The sequence below is a fragment of the Paenibacillus sp. ALE2 genome (genome assembly GCF_054113385.1).
The window spans coordinates 1203542-1224388 of sequence record NZ_CM134213.1; the positions used below are offsets into that span (position 1 = coordinate 1203542).

The 20847-nt window shown below is 46.1% G+C and carries 18 protein-coding genes; 8 read left to right on the plus strand and 10 right to left on the minus strand.

Features of this window, described 5'->3' with window-relative positions:
- The first annotated feature begins 134 nt into the window (after positions 1 to 134).
- The 4 genes from ACXHJ1_RS05165 to ACXHJ1_RS05180 all read left to right on the plus strand — a co-directional run bounded on the left by ACXHJ1_RS05165 (position 135) and on the right by ACXHJ1_RS05180 (position 5036).
- Positions 135 to 1730 carry a spore germination protein gene (locus tag ACXHJ1_RS05165; RefSeq protein ID WP_457905711.1) on the plus strand — a complete coding sequence of 532 codons (1596 nt, stop codon included), beginning with the start codon at positions 135 to 137 and terminating at the stop codon, positions 1728 to 1730.
- Positions 1731 to 1765: 35 nt separating this feature from the next.
- Entirely contained in the window at positions 1766 to 2971 is a 1206-nt protein-coding gene (locus ACXHJ1_RS05170; RefSeq protein ID WP_107734459.1) for a Ger(x)C family spore germination protein, read from the plus strand.
- A gap of 302 nt (positions 2972 to 3273) precedes the next feature.
- On the plus strand, positions 3274 to 4395 hold the full coding sequence (locus ACXHJ1_RS05175) for a GerAB/ArcD/ProY family transporter (protein WP_025363763.1): 1122 nt from the start codon (positions 3274 to 3276) through the stop codon (positions 4393 to 4395).
- Positions 4396 to 4637: 242 nt separating this feature from the next.
- On the plus strand, positions 4638 to 5036 hold the full coding sequence (locus tag ACXHJ1_RS05180) for a hypothetical protein (protein ID WP_457905712.1): 399 nt from the start codon (positions 4638 to 4640) through the stop codon (positions 5034 to 5036).
- A 74-nt stretch (positions 5037 to 5110) separates the two neighbouring features.
- Here ACXHJ1_RS05180 and pyk read toward each other — a convergent pair whose 3' ends face one another.
- Positions 5111 to 6526 (minus strand): pyruvate kinase, encoded by a 1416-nt coding sequence (gene pyk / locus ACXHJ1_RS05185; protein WP_016820210.1) that lies wholly within the window; start codon positions 6524 to 6526, stop codon positions 5111 to 5113.
- 178 nt (positions 6527 to 6704) lie between these two features.
- On the opposite strand from pyk, the gene ACXHJ1_RS05190 reads away from it, so the two are divergent.
- Positions 6705 to 7493, plus strand: a complete 789-nt coding sequence (locus ACXHJ1_RS05190) for an AraC family transcriptional regulator (protein WP_016820209.1) — start codon at positions 6705 to 6707, stop codon at positions 7491 to 7493.
- 169 nt (positions 7494 to 7662) lie between these two features.
- On the opposite strand, the gene ACXHJ1_RS05195 is transcribed toward ACXHJ1_RS05190, so the two are convergent.
- The 5 genes from ACXHJ1_RS05195 to ACXHJ1_RS05215 all read right to left on the minus strand — a co-directional run bounded on the left by ACXHJ1_RS05195 (position 7663) and on the right by ACXHJ1_RS05215 (position 14066).
- Positions 7663 to 9081 carry a sucrose-specific PTS transporter subunit IIBC gene (locus ACXHJ1_RS05195; RefSeq protein WP_016820208.1) on the minus strand — a complete coding sequence of 473 codons (1419 nt, stop codon included), beginning with the start codon at positions 9079 to 9081 and terminating at the stop codon, positions 7663 to 7665.
- 67 nt (positions 9082 to 9148) lie between these two features.
- Entirely contained in the window at positions 9149 to 10624 is a 1476-nt protein-coding gene (locus ACXHJ1_RS05200) for a glycoside hydrolase family 32 protein (protein ID WP_457905713.1), read from the minus strand.
- A 181-nt stretch (positions 10625 to 10805) separates the two neighbouring features.
- Positions 10806 to 11828 (minus strand): LacI family DNA-binding transcriptional regulator, encoded by a 1023-nt coding sequence (locus tag ACXHJ1_RS05205; protein WP_090890786.1) that lies wholly within the window; start codon positions 11826 to 11828, stop codon positions 10806 to 10808.
- 167 nt (positions 11829 to 11995) lie between these two features.
- Positions 11996 to 12838 (minus strand): aldo/keto reductase, encoded by an 843-nt coding sequence (locus ACXHJ1_RS05210; protein WP_044786862.1) that lies wholly within the window; start codon positions 12836 to 12838, stop codon positions 11996 to 11998.
- A gap of 31 nt (positions 12839 to 12869) precedes the next feature.
- Positions 12870 to 14066 carry an MFS transporter gene (locus ACXHJ1_RS05215; RefSeq protein WP_044786861.1) on the minus strand — a complete coding sequence of 399 codons (1197 nt, stop codon included), beginning with the start codon at positions 14064 to 14066 and terminating at the stop codon, positions 12870 to 12872.
- A 140-nt stretch (positions 14067 to 14206) separates the two neighbouring features.
- On the opposite strand from ACXHJ1_RS05215, the gene ACXHJ1_RS05220 reads away from it, so the two are divergent.
- Entirely contained in the window at positions 14207 to 14572 is a 366-nt protein-coding gene (locus ACXHJ1_RS05220) for a winged helix-turn-helix transcriptional regulator (RefSeq protein ID WP_013368959.1), read from the plus strand.
- 80 nt (positions 14573 to 14652) lie between these two features.
- Here the strand turns inward: ACXHJ1_RS05220 and adhP are convergent, their stop codons facing one another.
- A complete protein-coding gene (gene adhP / locus ACXHJ1_RS05225) occupies positions 14653 to 15669 on the minus strand; it encodes an alcohol dehydrogenase AdhP (protein WP_016820203.1) in 1017 nt (338 codons plus the stop codon).
- A 241-nt stretch (positions 15670 to 15910) separates the two neighbouring features.
- Here adhP and ACXHJ1_RS05230 point away from each other — a divergent pair, with 241 nt between their 5' ends.
- The gene (locus ACXHJ1_RS05230; protein WP_457905714.1) at positions 15911 to 16747 is read left to right on the plus strand and encodes a carbonic anhydrase; all 837 of its coding nucleotides are present in this window, start codon (positions 15911 to 15913) and stop codon (positions 16745 to 16747) included.
- A 116-nt stretch (positions 16748 to 16863) separates the two neighbouring features.
- On the opposite strand, the gene ACXHJ1_RS05235 is transcribed toward ACXHJ1_RS05230, so the two are convergent.
- Entirely contained in the window at positions 16864 to 18150 is a 1287-nt protein-coding gene (locus ACXHJ1_RS05235; RefSeq protein WP_017425665.1) for a Gfo/Idh/MocA family protein, read from the minus strand.
- Between the two features lie 137 nt (positions 18151 to 18287).
- On the opposite strand from ACXHJ1_RS05235, the gene ACXHJ1_RS05240 reads away from it, so the two are divergent.
- Entirely contained in the window at positions 18288 to 19124 is an 837-nt protein-coding gene (locus ACXHJ1_RS05240) for an AraC family transcriptional regulator (protein WP_457905715.1), read from the plus strand.
- Positions 19125 to 19134: 10 nt separating this feature from the next.
- Here the strand turns inward: ACXHJ1_RS05240 and ACXHJ1_RS05245 are convergent, their stop codons facing one another.
- Together ACXHJ1_RS05245 and ACXHJ1_RS05250 are read right to left on the minus strand one after the other, a co-directional pair.
- Positions 19135 to 19965, minus strand: coding sequence for a carbohydrate ABC transporter permease (locus ACXHJ1_RS05245; protein WP_017425663.1), 831 nt, complete (start codon positions 19963 to 19965; stop codon positions 19135 to 19137).
- Positions 19955 to 20827: a carbohydrate ABC transporter permease gene (locus ACXHJ1_RS05250; protein WP_017425662.1), complete on the minus strand. Its 873-nt coding sequence runs from the start codon at positions 20825 to 20827 to the stop codon at positions 19955 to 19957. Before ACXHJ1_RS05250 ends, ACXHJ1_RS05245 begins: the two co-directional genes overlap by 11 nt.
- Between the last annotated feature and the right edge of the window lie 20 nt (positions 20828 to 20847).

Genomic DNA, 20847 nt, shown 5'->3' on the forward strand with positions numbered 1-20847 from the left:
ACCTCTTTCACTTTTGTGAAGGAGGTTTTTTTATACCCGCTTCTCCCCTATCGAAATTCCAGCTATAAGTTTACCAAGAGACTCCAGCGTCCATACTGGATTAAAAAGTATCCTCAAAGAGAGGAAGAACGTGCATGCGTTTTCGGAAAAGAACCCCCCTTAACAAATTTAGAAAGGCACCCGTTCAGCAAAGCGAGAGTAAGTCTGAACATTCCGTAGAACAGCTCAGTGCAAATATCGGAACCAATCTTCAGCAGATCAGACAAGCGCTCGGCAACAGCACCGACATCGTCATAAGAGAAATTCGAATCGGCAAGGACGGTGACCAGACCATTGCGATCCTCTATACCGACGGTTTGGTGGACCAAAATATAGTCTCCGACTTCATTATGGAATCAATGTTGCTGGACAGCAGCTTGTCCAGGGACGTGGAATGCCGGATTCAATCCTCCTCTAATGTCATGCAAATGTTGAAAGATTACGCCCTTACTATTGGCAGCATCCGGGATATTACTGACTTTGAAGCCTTGTACAACGCGCTGTTGTCGGGGGATGCAATCATTTTGATTGAGGGTGAGACGCAGGCAATATCGGCCAGCGCACGTGGATGGAAGGATCGGGGGGTCACCGAGCCTGCCTCAGAAAATGTCGTCCGTGGGCCTCGGGAAGGATTTTCTGAGACATTGCGTACGAACACAGCCTTGATTCGACGTAAAATTAAAGATCCGAATCTATGGCTGGAGACCAAACAAATCGGTCGTGTAACCCAGACCGATGTCGCTGTCATGTATATAAAGGGGATTGTGAACCCTAAATTGGTTGAGGAAGTACATGAACGATTGAATCGCATTGATGTAGACGGCATTCTTGAAAGCGGGTATATCGAGGAATTAATCCAAGACAAAACCTTCACCCCCTTTCCGACAGTATACAATTCAGAACGCCCAGACGTGATCGCCGCCGAACTGTTGGAGGGAAAAATTGCGATCCTGGTGGATGGTACCCCTTTTGTGCTTGTCGTGCCTGCATTATTTGTTTCCTTCCTGCATGCGGCGGAGGACTATTATCAGCGTGCAGACATTAGCAGCTTCATCCGTGTCCTTCGTTATACCGGAGTTTTTATTTCCTTGCTCGGTCCGTCCTTATATGTTGCCATCACTACGTTTCATCAGGAAATGCTGCCGACCTCACTGCTAATCGGTCTAGCAGCACAGCGCGAAGCGGTCCCCTTCCCTGCCTTTATTGAAGCACTCATGATGGAACTGACATTTGAAATATTGCGGGAAGCTGGCGTTCGCATGCCCAAGTACATCGGGGCAGCCGTCTCTATCGTCGGCACACTCGTCATTGGACAAGCTGCTGTCGAGGCGGGCATCATATCTGCGGCAATGGTTATTGTTGTATCGATTACTGCTATTTCCAGCTTTGTTCTTCCTGCCTACAATATGTCCATCGCTTTTCGTATGCTGCGATTTCCCTTAATGGGGCTTGCCGCTTCCTTTGGGCTGTTCGGAATTATCGTCGGAGGCATTGCCCTGATCCTGCATATGTGCAGCCTTCGTTCATTCGGCGTTCCCTATATGACTCCTTTTGCACCTCTCATACCGGCAGACACCAAAGATACCATCTTTCGATTCCCTCACTGGATGATGATGTCACGTCCCCGGTTAGTCGATCAGAAAAATGTCAAACGTCGAAACAGCACTCCGCCCCGCAAATCACGGGAATAGAAAAAAGAGAAACCGTCAGAAAGGAGTGGATCATCATGAAGCGGAAGAAGGCGTTTCTCTTCCTGATTCTTGCACTCGTCTTACTTCTGACAGGCTGTTGGAATCGTAGAGAGTTGAATGAGCTTGCCATCGCCGTCGGTATGGGAATCGATAAGCAAGGAGATCAATTCCGGGTCTCTATCCAAGTGGTGGACCCTGGCAAAGCATCGGCTAAAAAAGGAGCAGGAGGTGGGGCTCCAGCCACCTTGTATACAGAGGAGGCGGACACCATATTTGAAGCGATCCGAAAAATAACAACAATTAGTCCCCGGAGAATGTATTTTTCTCACCTGCGCATATGTGTTATCGGTGAGTCGTTAGCTGCCGAAGGGATGGCAAAATCTTTAGATTTACTCTCCAGATATCATCAGTTCCGCACTGATTTTTATATTGTAGTGTCCAAGGACGTTAGTGCGGAGGATACGTTGAAAATTATGACGCCTTTAAATCCGATTCCCGCCAATGACCTTTTTTCTTCCCTGGAAACATCACAGAAAAACTGGTCGCCTAGTACGACGGTAACCTTGGATGAATTGATTGCAGCTATGACTAGTGAAGGAAAGCAGCCTGTGTTGACAGGACTTCGGATCATTGGCAATAAAGAAATGGGAGAAACCAGCAACAATGTGCAAAAGATCGCTCCGTTCAGTCGTTTACAGTATTCAGGACTTGCTGTATTCAGAAAAGATCGACTAATCGGATGGTTAGATGAAACTGAAAGTAGGGGCTATAATTTTATCCTTGGCAAAGTGCAAAGCTCTGTCGGTTACGTTGCTTGCCCTAGAGGCGGCAAAGTCGTCTCCGAAATCATTCGCACCCAAACCACTGTAAAAGGAAGCACCTATAGGGGAGAGCCTCAAATTCATATTAAAATGCAGGTTGAGGCCAACGTGGGAGAAGTCGAGTGTACCGACCTCGATTTGACCAAGGTAGGAACGATTTATGACATTGAAAAGCAAGAAGAAGAAAAAATAGAAAATATTATGAAGTCGGCAGTTAGAAAGGCCCAACAATCGTACAAAACGGACATATTCGGATTCGGTGAAGCCATTCACCGCGCTGCCCCGAAGACTTGGAACAGACTGAAACAAAACTGGGATGAGGAACACTTTACAGAATTACCCGTAACGATCAAAGTCGATTTCAAGATTCGGCGCTTGGGCACCATCGGTAGCTCCTTTATGAATGATATGAAAGAGTAATTCCTCACTCCACAAAAGAAGGTGTTTTGCAAAGTGCTATCTCAAATCGTAAAAATCATCGGCATATTCCTCGTCGCTGCTGTAATTAGCTTAATTGAAGTCCCCGACATGTGGAAAAAAGGATTTAAAAAAGAGCTTTGGTTATTTTTCATCCTACTCTTTTTTGCGGTCGGAATTAGTTGTGCCAAGGTATTACACTGGCTCATTCCCACCCCCCTGGATTGGATAACAGCCATATATAGACCATTCAGCAATTTCCTGATCCATATGGGCCTAATAAAATAAGAGGAGGTGAAAAACGGGTGCCCGCACAAATCAAAATCTCAGCACGACAAATCATGATCATATCTGCTTTATTTACGGTCGGAAGTGCAATTCTCATCGTCCCTTCAGGGATGGCACTTGTAGCCAAACAAGATGCGTGGATTGCCGCGCTCGTGGGGGTCGGGGCTGGGCTCCTTATCTTGTATATGTACAGCAAGCTTGCGGCGCTTTATCCAGAGATGACCCTGGTTGAGATGATGGAAACCCTACTCGGAAAATGGTTAGGCAAAACCGTAGGTTTTCTATTTTTCACCCTACTATTCATTAATGCTCCTGTACCGGTGTTATTTTATTTAGGGAATTTTATGACTACTCAAATGATACCGGAAACGCCGATTCTAGCGGTAAATATTCTTTTTGCACTTATCATAGTATTCGCTGCTCGGCTGGGTCTCGAAGTCCTGGCTCGTTCGGCCGAACTGTTGTTTCCTTTATTTACTCTGCTGTATATTTCTTTTGTAGGTTTAGTGGTATCCAACATTAAGCTGGAAAATGTCCAACCTGTATTGGAGGCAGGAGTAGGGCCGATTTGGCCTGCTGCCCTGTCCTTTTTTAGCACAGTATTTATACCTCATATTATTTTGCTCATGATCTTCCCTTCTTCTATAAATCGTTCCGATCAAACCCGTAAAGCTTTTTTCATAGGAAGCCTGATTGGCGGATTAATGCTGGTCGTGGTGGTTGCATTGACAATTTTGGTATTTGGTCCTGACTTAACGGCAAGAAATATATATCCTAGCTATGCGTTAGCCAAAAAAATTAGCATTGGCAACTTTCTACAGCGCATCGAAGCCATCATGGCTACAATGTGGTTTATTTCACTTTTTTTTAGAATCACGCTGTATATGCACACCACAGTGACAGCAATAGCCCAAATCTTTTGTCTGAAAAGCGATCGGCAACTGGTGCTTCCTCTCGGGATGTTATTAGTCATCCTGTCCATCATCGTGTACCCTAATGTCCCTTACCAACAAACCTATGATACAAAGACGTGGATTCCCTATTCTCTATCCATTGGGTTGTTTTTCCCCTTACTGCTGCTCTGTATTCATGGGATACGAACAATCTGGTCAAAGAAAAAAACAGCATCCAAAGGGTAAATCACACTCTTTTTTCGTTATCTGCGAATTTTTTTAGCGCTACCTGTTTACAATCTTCTCTTTTAGTTTATTTTAAACGAGTATTAAGCTGGCGCTAAGATTGGGCGTGTATGATGTATTTAAGAATCTGGTAACTATATAAGCCGGATGGGCTAAAGGCATAAACATCACTCCCGTTGGATATCCATATACCGTTCCACCCCGTCAGAAATTTAATGAAACACAAAAGGAGATTTACACTTATGAATCGAAAACGAATGTTGGTCATCTGCACACTGTTGCTGGCGTTATCTATTGGGCAGTCATCTACTTGGGGAGGTCGGGCTAATGCTGCTGCACTGGCTCCAGAGAGAGCCCTGCATGTACAGGACAATGAAGCTTCCAAGGATGATGATCTGTTGAAAGCACTGGGTATATCCTCGGATGAGCAATTATATGATGCGTTATATAATGGTCAAACCTTGGCTGATATTGCACAAACCCATAATCAGGATGCTCAGGCTATCGTTGATCTACAGGTAGCTCAGTTGACGGAGCAGTTGGATCAACGACTGGCCAATAAGAGCATTACCCTAGAGCAATACCAAGCCCATAAGGCAGAACTGACACAAGTCGTTGCCAAAAGTGTATTCGGGCTGTAAGCCTAGACACGACCGAACATCAAAAAGGCGCTGAACCCATAGAGGATCAGCGCCTTTTCTATAATTGATATAACTTACGCTTGATATACCCGAATCAGATTGGTCGTGCCTGCCTCAGCGACAGGGACGCCTGCTGACAGGACTACAGTATCTCCTTTATGGATATATCCTGCATTCAGCGCGTTACGGATGGAAGATTCGAACATTTCATCCGTTGTGGCTACCTTATCCCCTTTAATCGGGAATACACCGGACAACAGGCAAATTTTAGCGAATACCGTGTTATTCGGAGTAACCGCAATGATCGGCGCCTTCGGACGATATTTGGACACCATACGAGCCGTGAATCCACTGGCAGTCGAGGTAATAATCGCTTTGGCATCCAGCTCCAGAGACGAACTCACCGCACCCTGACTAATGACTTCAGTAATGTTGGTGCTTTGGCGTGCTCTGCGCTTATCGAACTGCTCCTGGTAATCCAATTGTGATTCTGCACTGGCAGCTACCGCAGCCATGGTCCGTACGGATTCAACAGGGTATTTACCTGCAGCAGATTCGCCCGACAGCATCACTACGTCAGCTCCCTGCATAACGGCATTGAACACGTCACTAACTTCAGCTCTCGTCGGACGCGGGTTTACCTGCATGGACTCCAGCATGTGAGTAGCAACGATAACGGGCTTGCCGACCAGATTACACTTGTCGATCATTTCTTTTTGCATCACAGGCACGTCTTGAATCGGCACTTCCACGCCCAAGTCGCCACGAGCTACCATAATACCGTCCGAAGCTTCGATGATATCATCCAGGTTTTCCATACCTTCGGCATTTTCAATTTTGGAATAAATCTGTACATGCTCGGCATGATGTCCCTTCAAAATCTCACGGATTTCACGGATATCGTCGCCTTTACGCACAAAAGAAGCCGCAATAAGCTCGATACGCTGCTCCACCCCAAATTGAATGTGCTTCACGTCGCGCTCTGTTACGCCTGGAAGAGTTGTATGAATCCCTGGCAGATTCACACCTTTTCTCGGCTTCAAAATACCGCCGCTTACGATGTTACAAATCATCTCGGTTCCTTCGATGGAGGTTACAGTCAGATCAACCAAACCGTCGTCGATGAGAATGCGGTCACCTGCTTTGATATCCTTCGGCATATCCGGGTAATTCACCGAAATACGATGCTCGTCCCCCAAAATCTCTTCCGTGGTCAGAATAAGCTGGCTGCCTGGCTTCAGTAGAACAGATGCCTCCTTCAGCTTGCCAATCCGTATTTCCGGTCCTTTAATATCCATCATGACAGGGATACAGGTATTCATTTCCTTCGCTGCCTGTCTCACATTTTCAATACGTTTAACATGATCCTCCAGCTCCCCATGAGCCATGTTCAAGCGAGCTACAGTCATACCAGCCTGGATCATTTCTTTTAACAAATCAATGGAGTCGCAGGCAGGTCCCATAGTACAAATAATTTTCGTTTTAAGCATAGTAATGTCATCCTCCTGAATGTCTTTACTGTATAACTTCTTCTCCACTTTGCTTCTCTATCTACATTAAACTTATATAGTCCTATTCTACCTGTACCCGTTCACCAAGACTATGAACTATAGTATGATGGATGTATTACAGTATGATGAATGTTGAAGACATTGGAGAGTGAGTTTTGTGATTACATTGACGGGTATACGGCAGGACAATGGCGTAGACTGGTATGAAAAGGCTGGTGCAAATACTGACAACGATGACTTGCTATTCATTTTGGTCACCTTTGGCAAATGTGTATATTGGGTGAACGATAGCAAGATCATTCTGGGCAAGGGTGAAGCACTGCTTTTACCCGCTCATCTGAATTACTATGGCAAGAGCATTCCTACGCTTTTCCATACCAAGTATGTGATACATTGCCGCAAAACATGTACGAACAGCACACTTCCCATACTGAATACAGACCAGCCGTTATGGATCAAGCCCGGATGCTACGATTTGCTGCATGAACGGATCAAATCGATGTATTATCAATGGACTGAACACCCAAGCTACTACGCCCTGATGGCTGACTGTCTGCTGACCGAAGCCATGATTTATATGAACCAGGAATGGGACAAAGGTACCGTTCCTCGCGATAAAGAACGGCATGTAGAACATATGAAACAGTACATTCAGAATCACTACAGGGAAAAGGTAACCAAAGAAGAGCTTGGTGATGCCATTCGCAAAACCCCCAATTATGCCGCGACACTGCTGCGTGAGGTTACAGGCCAAACGATCAGCGAGCATGTACATACGCAACGTATTAAAACCGCTATCTACATGCTGACGGAGTCGCGGCTAACGATTCGTGAAATTTCGGAGTATGTGGGCTATAGTGATGTGTCCTATTTTCATCGGATCTTCAAACGCTTAACAGGCTGTTCCCCGTCCGAGTTTCTGGATGAACGTTCCTCCATCGTCTAATCTGATAGCCTGAAGCGGAATTTTATAGATAAAAAAATGGCCGCTTCACATCGAATGCTGCTCTAGTTATCCTTTTCATTAAGGGACAAGAGCGCTCCGTGTAAAAGCGACCATTATATTTTATAGTTACACGCATGAATCTGCGTATATTGGTGCTGACTGAATGATATTATTTGGAGGAACCCGCTGTTTTGACTTTGTCCAGCATTTTATCGTTAAAACCAAACATCCAAGTCAGGACAAAGGATACTGCCATAGCAGCCAAGTTCGCCAAAATATAAAACGGAAGCTGATGGTTCATGTAGAGCAACGTACCTGGAATAACCGTAACCGCCATCCCTGTAGCCGCCAAATGCAAGACCGAAGCAATAAAACCACCAACCGCTCCGCCGATGAGACCCATGACAAAAGGCTTCATATATCTCAGGTTGACCCCGAAGATAGCCGGCTCTGTAATTCCTAGGAAAGCAGAGAACGAAGAAGGAAGCGCCAACGCTTTCAGCTTGCTGTCCTTCGTTTTCAGACCAACTGCCAGACAGGCAGCTCCCTGTGCAGCCATTGCGCAGGTAATAATAGCATTGAAGGCATTTACGCCGTTCTTTTCAAGCAGTTGAATCTCCAGGAAATTAAATATATGATGCACACCTGTAACGACGATAATCTGATGCAAAAAGCCGATGACGATCCCTGCAATACCGAAAGGCAAATCAAGTACAAATATGGTTCCGTGCAGCACCCATTCTTCAAGTGAATGGAAAACTGGACCGATAGCAAACAGTCCCAAAGTGATCATAATCAACAGTGTTAAAAATGGTGTGAGAATCAGATCCAGCGCTTCAGGCACCCGTTTGCGCAGCGCCCGCTCCAGCTTGGCTCCGATCAAGCCCACGAAGAAGGCTGGTAATACCGAGCCTTGATAGCCCACCACAGGAATGAAACCGAACATCGTCAACGGATGGGCTGAGCCGTCCGCAACACTATACGCGTTAGGCAAAGCCGGGTTTACCAGCATCAGACCGAGAACGATACCCAGCACCGGACTGCCGCCGAATACTCTAAAGGCTGACCATGCGACTAACGCAGGCAAAAAGGCAAAAGCCGTATCCGTTAATACCTGTGTATATAATAAAAAGTTAGGTGAAATATCCTGCGGCGTCATGCCGAGCAATGCGAGAATTTGCGGCTGAGTGAGCAAACCGCGCAGTCCCATGAACAACCCCGTAGCGACCAGCACTGGAATAATCGGTACAAACACGTCGCCAAAGGTGCGGATAGACCGCTGGAAGACGTTGCCCTCCTTTTTCGCCTGACTCTTCACCTCTTCTTTAGATGAACCCGTCACGCCAAGCTTTTCAACCTCATCAAAAATCCGATTTACCGTTCCTGTACCAAAAATAATTTGATATTGACCTGAATTGAAGAAAGCCCCCTTAACCTTGTCGATCTCCTCAACCTTTTTCTGATCAATTTTCTCTTTATCATGCACCATAATGCGCAGGCGCGTTGCACAGTGAGCAAACGAAGCGATATTTTCCTTTCCACCGATCGCCTCGATCACTTCTTTAGCTATCTCTCTGTTTTCCGCCATGATGTTCATCCCCTCGTTCATTCCGTTATGTTTGATGATTAACGATCCACTTGATGAATTAGCCTACTCATGTAAAATTCCATTTTACCGCTTGGAAGAGAGCCTCTCCCTTGTCGGCAAAAAAGCGTATTTCGTCACTCTCTGGGTGCGGAAAAATACGACTGGTGAACACTTCTTCCCCATCATTGACGAAAATCTCAACTGAAGATGTATCTACAAACAGATGAAGTTTAATATGATCCTTGTCCCATGCACACTGCCGTACTTCACCGTACGAAGTGGCTACAGGCTCACCCGATTGCGTACGATCCAATACAAGTTTACGGCTAACGGCATTATATTTAATCACCGTTTTCTCCGTCTCACTCGCACGGAATTCAATACCGAATGCCTTGGCATCCAAAAGATCTACTTCGCAGATCATCTCATAGGCAGTACCCTTAAATCCTTCGTAGGTTTTGCTCTCTGAGGACAACGTGTCAGCTACCCGATCCTCACTATTTCTACGCAGCGAGGTTAATTCGGGGATAGGCCGCTGCAAGAGTTTTCCCTCATGAAGCGTAAGTTCCCTCGGTAATGTCAGACAATGGGCCCATCCGTTCGGATCTGTCGGATATTCGATATCCGGCAGCCCCATCCAGGCCACCATAATACGACGCCCCTGCGGGTCAATCATCGTCTGTGGTGCATAGAAGTCGAAGCCCCGATCAAGCTCCTGGAATGCGCCGTGCTCCAGTGTTCTTGTCTCTGTATCCAGCAGTTTGCCGATGACGTAGCCCGATTGATAAATATTGTGGTTTTCATCCCCTGAAGGCTCCAAGCCCTGTGGAGAAAAGACCAACACACCCGCTCCGTTCAGTTCAAAATAATCCGGGCATTCCCACATATATCCAAACGATTCCAGCCCCGTGCTCAGTTCTCCCTCGAACTGCCAAGTGTGAAGATCCGTTGAACGATAAAGGACAACGCAGCCTGTTGAATCTGTTCTTTGTGCACCAATCACACAGTAGAAACTATCGCCGTCCTTCCATAGCTTGGGATCACGAAAATGGTCTGTATAACCTTCTGGTACATGGTCAATAACAGGATACTTCCACTTGGTAATGTGACCGCTCTCATCCATAACAGCCATGCATTGATAAGGATGTCTGATCCAGTTTTCGTCACGTGTATTTCCTGTATACATCATGTATAATTTGCCCTCATGCTCCAGCGCGCTGCCGGAATAAGCCCCATGCGAGTCGAAGTAGTCTCCAGGTGTGATGCCAATGCCTGCACTATGCCATGTGACCAAATCTTTGGATTTCAAATGATGCCAATATTTCATCCCGTGATCGGTTCCTAGTGGGAACCACTGATAAAATAAGTGGTATTCGCCTTGATAATATGAAAATCCATTCGGATCATTGAGCAAGCCTGTCGGTGGTTGGATATGAAACGACTGCCGCCACGGACATTGCTCCACCTTTTTCTGCAAGCTTGCTATTTCACCGGGCTCAGCCTGCTCGATTAATCGATACTTTTGTTCTTTTGTCATTTTCATAGGTGTACCTCATTTTTTTAAAACTTAGATTTTTGGGAACCGGTTCCAATGCAATGAAAAAAATTAAACTGAACCGGTTCCTATACAATGAAAAAAATATACTCATCCATGGATTTGCAACCGATTCCAATTGTGCAAGAGTGCAATGGAACCGGTTTCGAAGAAATTATAATCCACCTGCTCAGCGTTTGTCAACGCTTTCTCTTTCAATAAGGGTATAATCCATGACCGTCACTTGCTCTACCGTTTTATGTTCTACCAGCCGTACAATGTTTTGGGCTGCTACACGTCCAGCCTCCATATACGGGTATTGAACAGTTGTTAGCGCAGGGTGAATGACCTCCGTAATATCGTATCCCCCAAAGCCAGTGACCGACAAATCCGACGGAATGGTAATTCCTCTGGAATAAGCCGCGTTGATTACCCCAAGCGCGATATTATCCGTAGCACACACCATCAACGATGGCTTGAATTGGTCTAAGATGGCAGATGCAGCAATCCGTGCATCGGACATTTTAAACCCGGTTTCATAGTACCTGATATCATATCCTGCGACTCGCATCGTCTCGTCCGTATAACACGTAGCAGGTAACGCATCGCGAACAGCCTGCCTAAAGCCCTCTTTGCGCTGCACACCGACAGCAACGTCCCTTTCAGTAACACCGACATAGGCAATTTCACGGTGGCCCTGTGACAGGACATATGCACCGATATCATATCCGGCACGATAATCATCATGGATAAGGCTATGGATCTGCTCATGTTGTTGGCCTACCAGCAATACCGGAATACTGATGTCTCGAATCGCGGTCAGGTGGTCGTCTGTAATTTGAGCAGCCAGCAGAATGATGCCTGAAATTTTTTGTCGTGCGAACTCATAGATCGCTTCGATTTCACGCTTTACATCCTGACTCGTATTAGAGATCAGCATCTGGTAATGCTGGGAACGCAGTTCCTCATCAATTCCCATTAACGTATGGGATGTCGCAAAGGAATCCAGCCGTGGCACGACGGTTCCGATGATGTTGGTTCGTTTTGCCTTCAAACTTTGGGCAAAGGTATTGGGCACATACCCCGTGGCCTTAACCACCTTTTCAATTTTACGCTTAGTGTCCAGGCTGACAGATCCGCCGTTCAAAAAACGGGATACGGTGCTCTTGGATACACCAGCCATTTGGGCTATATCTGCAATTGTCTTATTCATGAGGTCCCCCGGAGATTTTCATTTTCATAAGCGTCCAAAACTTCTCATTTCATATAATTCTATAATACCATATGGCAGGATTGGATTGCTGTAGCTTCAGTTTCACTATGCACAAAAAGCCGTCCCTTCCATGAAGAAGGAAACGGCGTTTTATGATGGACTGAATTTTAAAAATCAAAGTTGTCCGGATCTGGACCTACCCGAAGATTGGCATTTAACGCCTGAATTTGATCCATATCCTCACGCGTCAATTCAAAGTCAAAAATATCGGCATTTTCGACGATTCGATGCGCCTTGGTGGACTTGGGAATAGTGACGACTCCCTGCTGTACATCCCAGCGTAAAATCACTTGAGCCACCGATTTACCGTGCTTGTTCGCTATGTCTTGCAGCACCGGATGATCGAGCAATTGACCCTGCATGAGCGGGGACCAGGCTTCCATTTGGATGTTGTTCTTTTGACAGAATTGCAGCAGCTCGGTTTGGGTTAGCTGCGGGTGAAATTCCACCTGATTGACCATTGGCTTGATTTCTGCATCCTGCATGAGATCTTCCAAATGGTGAATTTGGAAGTTGCTGACTCCGATGGCCTTAATCCGTCCTTCTTTATACAAGGACTCCAAAGCTCTCCAGGCTTCTTTGTACTTGCCTTGAACCGGCCAATGAATCAAATATAGATCCAAATATTCCAGTCCCAACTTGTTCAGGCTTGCTTCATAAGCTGCTCGTGTCTCTTCATAGCCTAAATCTGCATTCCACACTTTGGACGTGACGAACAGATCTTCTCTGGACAGATTATTCTCTGAGAGGGCTTCCTGAATAGCCTGTCCCACACTGTTTTCATTTGCATAGATTGCCGCTGTATCTATACTGCGGTAGCCATGTTTTACAGCAGCCTTTACAGCATTGACCAGCTCTGAACCTTCCTCCACTTTAAATACCCCGATACCAAACCAAGGCATGCGGACTCCGTTGTGCAATGTTGTTGTGCTTTGTAGGTTTTGTGTCATTTTGTATCTTCCTCTCTATTTTTTAAAAGTTTTAGCCTACCAAGGCGGTTGTATCCCTTTTTTCGAGCATACGACTCCAGGCTGTCAGTAGAACGGCAACAAAAACCATTACCCCACCGACCCAAGTCGTATGCATGAGACCCAGTGAATCCGTCACAATTCCTCCCACATATGCTCCGATTGCGATCCCTGCGTTAAAAGCCGCAATATTAACAGCAGAGGCGACATCGACAGCTTTGGGTGCAAAACGTTCGGCTAACATAACTACATACACCTGTAGACCAGGCACATTCATAAACGCAAGCAATCCCATAAAGAAAATCGTCACCAGACCTGCCGTTTGAAATGGCACGGTAAACCACAGCAGAAACAGGATCACAGCTTGAATCAGAAACATGTAAAACAAAGCTGAAAGCGGTCTGCGGTTCGCAGCTTTTCCACCGATGACATTCCCGATAGCAATGGCGATTCCATACAATAAGAGAATGAACGTTACCGTATTTTCTCCAAAACCGGTTATGTCATGAAGTAATGGAGATAAATAAGTAAACACGACGAATGTGCCCCCATATCCCAAGGCAGTAATGATAAATGCAAGTAGCAAGCGACCATTCGTAACCAGTTTGACCTGCTCGCTGAAAGGAGTCTTATTCCCTTTTCGGAGCGTAGAGGGCAGCAGAATCAGATTGGCAATGAGGGCCACAACACCGACGATCACAATAGCCATAAATGCAGCCCGCCAACCCCATTGCTGCCCCACGTAGGTGCCCAACGGCACTCCTGTGACGGTGGCAACGGTCAAACCGGAGAACATAATCGAAATGGCACTCGCCCGCCGATCATCGGGAACAAGGTCGGCCGCGATGGTGGACCCGATGGACATGAACACTCCATGGGAGAATGCCGAGATGACACGTGCAATCAGCAGCAGGGTGATTCCGCTAGAGACCGCAGCAAGGCTGTTGCCTGCTATAAACACAATCATGATCCACAGCAGTAGCGTTTTACGAGGAACACTCGATGTTAACGAGGTCAACACAGGTGCCCCAATGGTAACCCCTAATGCATACAGCGTTACAGTTAGTGCGGACATTGTTACGGATATGTGCAAGTCTTCAGCGATCAGGGGAAGCAATCCTACGCTGATGAACTCAGTGGTCCCAATGGCAAAGGCACTTACGGCTAAAGCCAGTAATGGCCAGATACTTCGTTTGGATTCTGGCGACATGTTTTTCACTCCTATCTATAGTAATCTTCGACCAGCAGATGTTATTATGAGTTATTCAATCAATTATGAACAGTACGTACTTTTTAGTGATATAGGTACCAAAAAGTACCCTACAGGTGACATACACGGAGGGATCGGCATTGGGGAAGAAAAAATACAATATCTCTGTTGAGGCGACATTAGAGGTGATCGGGGGAAAATGGAAGTGTGTGATTCTGTGTCATTTGACCCATGGAAAGATGCGAACAAGTGAATTAAAGCGAATGATGCCTTCCATAACACAAAAAATGCTGACTCAACAGCTTCGTGAATTAGAGGAAGACGGCATTGTCAATCGGATTAGCTATAATCAGGTTCCACCCAAAGTGGAGTACGAGCTTAGTGAATATGGATGTAGTTTGAAAAGCATTTTGGATTCACTTTGTGCCTGGGGAGAAAGACATATTATTAAAGAATACGGGGATAAATCTGCGGTTTTGGAGGATAACATTCTGAATAAGCTGTAAAGCAAAAAAAAGCGTCTGCACTAGATCAGCAGGCGCTTTCTCTCTCTTACAATTCCAAGAGTTACGAATTGGACATCATTTTATTTGGTAAAATCAATGACCATACGTCCTTGGATTTTGCCATGCTCCATCTCTTCGAAGATCTCATTGATGTCTTCAAGCGGACGTTTTTGTACAAGAGGAACAACTTTACCTTCTGCAGCAAACTGGAACGCTTCTTTAAGGTCTTCACGAGTACCGACCAAAGAACCGATTACTTGAATGCCGTCCAGAACCAGACGCGGAATGTCCAGATCCATTTTATCGGTTGGAAGACCTACAGCTACGACACGCGCGCCAGCCTTCACAACGTCAATAGCTTGGTTGAAAGGTGTTTTGGCAACAGCAGTAACCACGGTTGCATCCAGACCAGCACCGTTCGTTAATTCCTTAGCTCGGGCGACTGGATCTTCTTTCATGCTGTTAACAATATAATCAGCACCAATTTTTTTGGCCAGTTCGAGTTTTTCATCACTGATGTCAAAGGCTACAACTTTAGCATTGAATACATTTTTAGCGTATTGCACAGCCAGGTTACCCAAGCCGCCGATACCGAAGATACCGATCCATTGTCCTGGTCTGATATCGCTTACTTTAACTGCTTTATATGTTGTAACCCCTGCGCAAGTTACACTACTTGCAGCGGCAGGATCAAGATTATCTGGTACTTTGACCGCATAGTCAGCTGTGACAATACATTGTTCTGCCATTGCACCGTCTACCGTGTATCCGGCATTTTTAACTTCACGACACAAAGTTTCCCGTCCAGTTAAACAATATTCGCAGTGACCGCAGCTTTCGAACATCCAGGCAATACTTACGCGATCGCCAATTTTAAGACTGGTCACTCCTTCACCTAATTCAATGACTTTCCCAATACCTTCATGTCCCAGAACTCTGCCTGTGACATCACCGAAATCTGCATTTTTTACGTGCAAATCTGTGTGGCAAACCCCACAATATTCAACTTGGACTAACGCTTCCCCATGTTTCAGGGAGCGCAAAGGTTTCTCTTCTACACTAACTTTCTTGTCTTTTGTAACAATTGCTGCTTTCATGTAGATCTCTCCTTTGAGTAGATATGGAATTATTTTGTAACGCACACCCCACTATTATAGTTACTTCCCCCAAAGAGGACAAACAAAATTTCACCACTCCATTATTCTTTCTACACCCCGGTAATAATAAGCAACCATTTCTACCTTTTTCCTAAGTCCTTGTACCCTTGCAGGAACTTTGTACAATAATTTACAATGTAAAAAGTTTCACATACTCTATTTGGAAGAAGGATAAAGAAACATGAAAAAACATTGGAGAGGTTGCTTGTTCAGCATATTTTCCATAATCTTGGCACTGTCGGTAACAGGATGTACATCACCCGCCACTTCTAGTCCTACTAGCGCATCATCGTCCTCAGCTAACAACGCTCATGCAGTTATTCAGAAAAGCCCGCACTGGTCCTACGAAGGGGATGAAGGACCGGAGCATTGGGGGGAGCTGGAAAAGGATTTTGTCGCTTGTGGTAACGGTCAGGAGCAATCTCCCATCAACATAGAGCATTCCCATCTGGAAGCTTCGCATACGCAGCAACCGCTGCAGGTTCATTATTCAACCACTAAAGTATCCATACTGAATAATGGACATACCGTCCAAGTCAATGCAGCTAGTCCCAGCAATAATATTGTCGTGGACGGCACTACATTCACCTTAAAGCAGTTCCATTTTCATCATCCAAGTGAACACCAAATAGACGGTAAAAATGCTGAAATGGAGCTTCATTTTGTTCATCAAAGCGACAACGGAAGCACAGCTGTCTTAGGGGTTCTTATACAAAGTGGCAAAGAAAACAAGGCCTTCAACCGCATCTGGTCCAAACTGCCAAAAGGTATCTCTCAAGAAGCGAACTTGGAGGGAGAAATAAATCTTGCCACGCTGCTGCCAAAAGACCTGCACTCCGTTCGCTACAACGGATCACTGACTACCCCGCCATGTACAGAACATGTGAATTGGACGGTATTGGAACAGCCTATTGAAATGTCCGCAGACCAAATCAATCAGTTTGCTGCCATTTTTCCCGATAACCATCGTCCTGTACAACAGCTAGGAACCCGTGAGCTGAAGACCGATAAACAATAAAATATAGTGCCCTAAGACATAAAGATATAAGGTGCATTTTAAATACAAACAGAAGCCTCCTCATTCATCTGATAGAGGGGCTTCTTGTTATTATAGTTGCTGTCTACTTACCATCGTTATAATCGCACCAGTTGCTCCACCTTCACCGGCAGACCTGTGCGCATAGAGCGGTTGGCAGCGATGCCTGTTAAAATGGACCATGCGCCATCAATATGGGAGGCCGCACGATGAAACCGATCCTCTGCCGGCTTATCGAAAATATCCCGCAGCATGACCGGATCTCCTCCGCCATGTCCCCCCACGCCTTCCTCTACTTCGACCTCGTAAGGTGCTGCAAAGTGAGGATAGATCGTGATAGTTTTCTCTTTTAGCGCCCCCTCATCTGCCTTGCTACCACCGGAATTAACATAGGATTGCTCGGATACTCGCACCTCCATCCGTCCCTTGGTGCCGTTAAACACGATGATAAAGCCCTCCCAAGGCATATAAGCGTTCAGTGAGTAGTTCATTACCGTTTTATTCTGATACTTCACCATGACACTGAGCGTATCCTCAATACTGATATTGTCGCCAAATACGCTTTGGTCCCGCACATATCCATCCTCATGCTCCGCATCCAGATACATACTTTTTAGATGCTCGTTACGATCCAGGTGTAAGGCAAAAGGGTCATTCTCCGCCGCCTTGCTGCCGTAAGCCCGTTGATAGAACTCCGTCACACCACGCTGCTCCGCATTCTCCCGGCCGTAAAATTTCAAATCACCCAGCGCATACACCGTCTCCGGCTTCGAGCCAAGCCAGAAGTTCATCAGGTCAAAATGATGCGTTGATTTGTGCACCAACAGACCGCCGCTATTGCGCTTGTCCCGGTGCCAGCGGCGGAAATAATCCGCGCCATGCTGGGTATTCAGCAGCCATTCAAAATTGACTGATAAGATGTCACCCAGTGTCCCGTCCATGATAACCTCACGGATTTTCGTATTATGCGGGGCATAGCGATAGTTAAAGGTGACGCGCAGCTTCCGTCCCGTGCGTTCTATGGCATCCAGAATGTCTTGGCATTTATCCTCGTCCACCGTCATCGGCTTCTCGGAAATGACATCACAGCCCAGCTCCATCGCCCGGATAATATACCGATGATGCACCCGGTCAATGGTGGTGACGATGACGATATCCGGCTTCACCTCCGCGATCATCCGATCAAATTCGTGAGCTTTATAGGTTGGAATCAGCTGGTGCTCGTATTTCTCTTGCAACAGCCGATTGGCATAGTCCATTCTCGTCTGGTTGACGTCACAGAACGCCACCAGCTCTGATGTATCTTTGAAAACGGTAACAACTTCACCGTAAAAAAATTCAGCTCTTCCTCCGGTGCCCACAAGCGCATATTTGATTTTAGCCAATAGGTTCACACCCTTTACATGAATTACTTCTATTTTATAGTATAAGAAAGAGCGAAATCTTCGCTTTTATTGTGAATTCATTCAAAAAGTATGCATATATTATCCTCATGAATACTTTCATAAAGGAGAACGCTGCAATGATCGCCACACCCCTTTTTGCCATCGAGCAAGCGCTTCGGACGGTGCCATTTAGCATGTCTGCCGACCATGTCCATCAAGCGTATGAAATCTATTATCTGCTGGCAGGAGAGCGTTACTACTACATTAATCAGCGTGTATACGCACTACAAAAGGGCGATCTGATCTGGATCAGCAAACATGATTTCCACCGTACGAGTAACAAAGGGAACGGCAGCCATGAGCGAATCTTGATCAACTTTGATGAAGCGTTTGTAGGCTCGTCCGCGTCTGTCACTCCATCCGGCGATCAGAATCACCTGCTATTGCCTGAAAAAAGCTTTTTGCTTCGCCCCTCTGCAGCAGAACAACGTGAGCTGGAGCATCTGTTCCAGCAAATGCTGGATGAATACCATCAAGAGCATGCATACCGATATATGTATCTTCAAAGCCTGCTGCTGCAGCTACTGATCCGAATCCGCCGCATACAATCAGCCGCTCCTGAGACCATAGCGCCGGAACGCAGCGAGCAGCAGCAGCGCGTGTACTCGGTGATTGAGTATCTGCATATCCACTATGCCGAGAAGCTATCGTTGGAGCAACTGGCAGGACACTTTTATATTAGCAGCACATATCTGTGCCGCATTTTCAAGCAGACCACAGGTTTTACGTTGGTCGAGTATCTTCAGGATGTACGGGTCCAGCAGGCTCGGGCGTATTTGAAGGAAACAAACTGGAAAGTGACCGCCATTGCTGAAAAAACGGGCTTTGACAGCATTGCTCACTTTGGCCGTGTATTCAAGCATTTCACCGGGCGTACTCCATTACAGTATCGGAAAGTACATAAAAAGGAGTAGGGAAAAGCCCCTACCCCTTGATGCCTGTTAAGGTAATGCCCTCAATAATTTGCTTTTGGGCGATGATGTAGACGATGAGCACCGGGACGACGGAGATGGTGGTACCTGCCATCATCAGTGACCAATCGGCGGTATATAGTCCTTTGAAATTGTTGAGCAAAAGTGGAACTGTAAATTTCTCTGGTGTATTGAGATAGATCAGCGGATCAAGAAAGCTGTTCCAGGCACCCAAAAAAGTGAAAATCCCGATCGCCGCCAATGCCGGACGAATGAGTGGCAGAATGACACTCCAGTAAATGCGAATGTATCCCGCCCCGTCCATGACTGCTGCTTCCTCCAGATCGCGTGGAATTCCCATGACGAATTGACGGAGCAAAAACACCGCGAATGCATTAAACAAGGCTCCAGGTACAATCAGCGACCAATGCGTATCCAGCCAGCCGATACGATCCATCACCAAGTATAGCGGAATCATCGTTACCTGCTTAGGCACCATCATCGTAGCGAGGAACAAAATAAACAATATATCCGAACCCGGAAAACGGATTTTAGCAAAGGCATACGCTGCCATAGATGCGCTAATCAGCGTCGCTGTCACGATGATAAACGTAATGTAAAAGCTGTTCATGTACGCCTGCACGAAGGGCATGGCCTCCAGCGATGCCGGATAGTTGCTCCATACAAACGGATCGGGAATCCATTGTGGCGGAACGACAAAAATTTGAGAGATATCCTTTAAAGAACTGAGGATGGTCCACAAAAATGGAAAAAACATGATTAAAGAGCCGACAGCGAGCAGCACATGGCGCAGGAGCATCCTGCCTCTGCAACTAATCTCCATAGTGCACCCACCTCTTTTGCATTTTAAATTGCAGCAGTGTAAATATGAGAATAATCACGAACAAAATCATTGCCGCTGCCGCACTTTCTCCCATCGTGAAATCAATGAATGCCTGATCGTAAATGTGATACACAAGCGTATAGCTTGCTTTGGCTGGCCCGCCGTTTGTCATGACGAACGCCTGATCGAACACCTGAAAAGAGCTGATGACCATCATAATGGTGACAAAAAAGGTTGTTGGTGACAATAGCGGCAATGTGATATACCTTAGCTGCTGGAACTTACTGGCCCCGTCAATTTCGGCTGCCTCGTAATAGCTTTTGGAGATGCCCTGAAGTCCTGCCAAAAAAATGACCATGTTGTATCCCAGTCCCAGCCATATGCTAAGTAGAGCAATCGACGGGATCACCCAATGCGTATCGGTAAGCCACATCGGGCCTGCAATGCCAATCGCTCGCAGCAAGTGGTTTAAAATGCCAAATTCACCATTCAGTATCCACATCCAGATGACCCCCACCGATACCGAACTGGTTACGACAGGCATGAAAAAAAACAAACGATAGATTTCCCTGCCCTTCACTTTATTGAGTACGATGGCTACGAGCAGAGCCAACACAATCCCCACCGGAATGACCAGCACCATATAGTACACCGTATTAATGAGTGCCTTCCAAAAATCAGGATCAGATAATTGACCTTTAAAATTGTCCAAGCCGACAAACAAAGGTACCCCAAAACCATCCCAATTGACAAAGCTTAAGTAAAACGCATACAGCAAGGGCAGCAGTGAAAAACATAACAGACCAAGAAACTGGGGGCCAATAAATAGATAGCCCCACAGCGCTTGATGCTTTTTCTGCATCTTGTCACCTTCCTCCCTGG

Bases quoted from the DNA above. Each gene is read 5' to 3' on its own strand.
- ACXHJ1_RS05180 (WP_457905712.1), top strand. From the start codon at position 4,638: ATGAATCGAAAACGAATGTTGGTCATCTGCACACTGTTGCTGGCGTTA.
- ACXHJ1_RS05215 (WP_044786861.1), bottom strand. From the start codon at position 14,066: ATGTCGCCAGAATCCAAACGAAGTATCTGGCCATTACTGGCTTTAGCC.
- ACXHJ1_RS05245 (WP_017425663.1), bottom strand. From the start codon at position 19,965: ATGGAGATTAGTTGCAGAGGCAGGATGCTCCTGCGCCATGTGCTGCTC.
- ACXHJ1_RS05165 (WP_457905711.1), top strand. From the start codon at position 135: ATGCGTTTTCGGAAAAGAACCCCCCTTAACAAATTTAGAAAGGCACCC.
- ACXHJ1_RS05205 (WP_090890786.1), bottom strand. From the start codon at position 11,828: ATGAATAAGACAATTGCAGATATAGCCCAAATGGCTGGTGTATCCAAG.
- ACXHJ1_RS05210 (WP_044786862.1), bottom strand. From the start codon at position 12,838: ATGACACAAAACCTACAAAGCACAACAACATTGCACAACGGAGTCCGC.
- ACXHJ1_RS05195 (WP_016820208.1), bottom strand. From the start codon at position 9,081: ATGGCGGAAAACAGAGAGATAGCTAAAGAAGTGATCGAGGCGATCGGT.
- ACXHJ1_RS05170 (WP_107734459.1), top strand. From the start codon at position 1,766: ATGAAGCGGAAGAAGGCGTTTCTCTTCCTGATTCTTGCACTCGTCTTA.
- ACXHJ1_RS05200 (WP_457905713.1), bottom strand. From the start codon at position 10,624: ATGAAAATGACAAAAGAACAAAAGTATCGATTAATCGAGCAGGCTGAG.
- pyk (WP_016820210.1), bottom strand. From the start codon at position 6,526: ATGCTTAAAACGAAAATTATTTGTACTATGGGACCTGCCTGCGACTCC.
- ACXHJ1_RS05250 (WP_017425662.1), bottom strand. From the start codon at position 20,827: ATGCAGAAAAAGCATCAAGCGCTGTGGGGCTATCTATTTATTGGCCCC.
- ACXHJ1_RS05230 (WP_457905714.1), top strand. From the start codon at position 15,911: ATGAAAAAACATTGGAGAGGTTGCTTGTTCAGCATATTTTCCATAATC.
- adhP (WP_016820203.1), bottom strand. From the start codon at position 15,669: ATGAAAGCAGCAATTGTTACAAAAGACAAGAAAGTTAGTGTAGAAGAG.
- ACXHJ1_RS05240 (WP_457905715.1), top strand. From the start codon at position 18,288: ATGATCGCCACACCCCTTTTTGCCATCGAGCAAGCGCTTCGGACGGTG.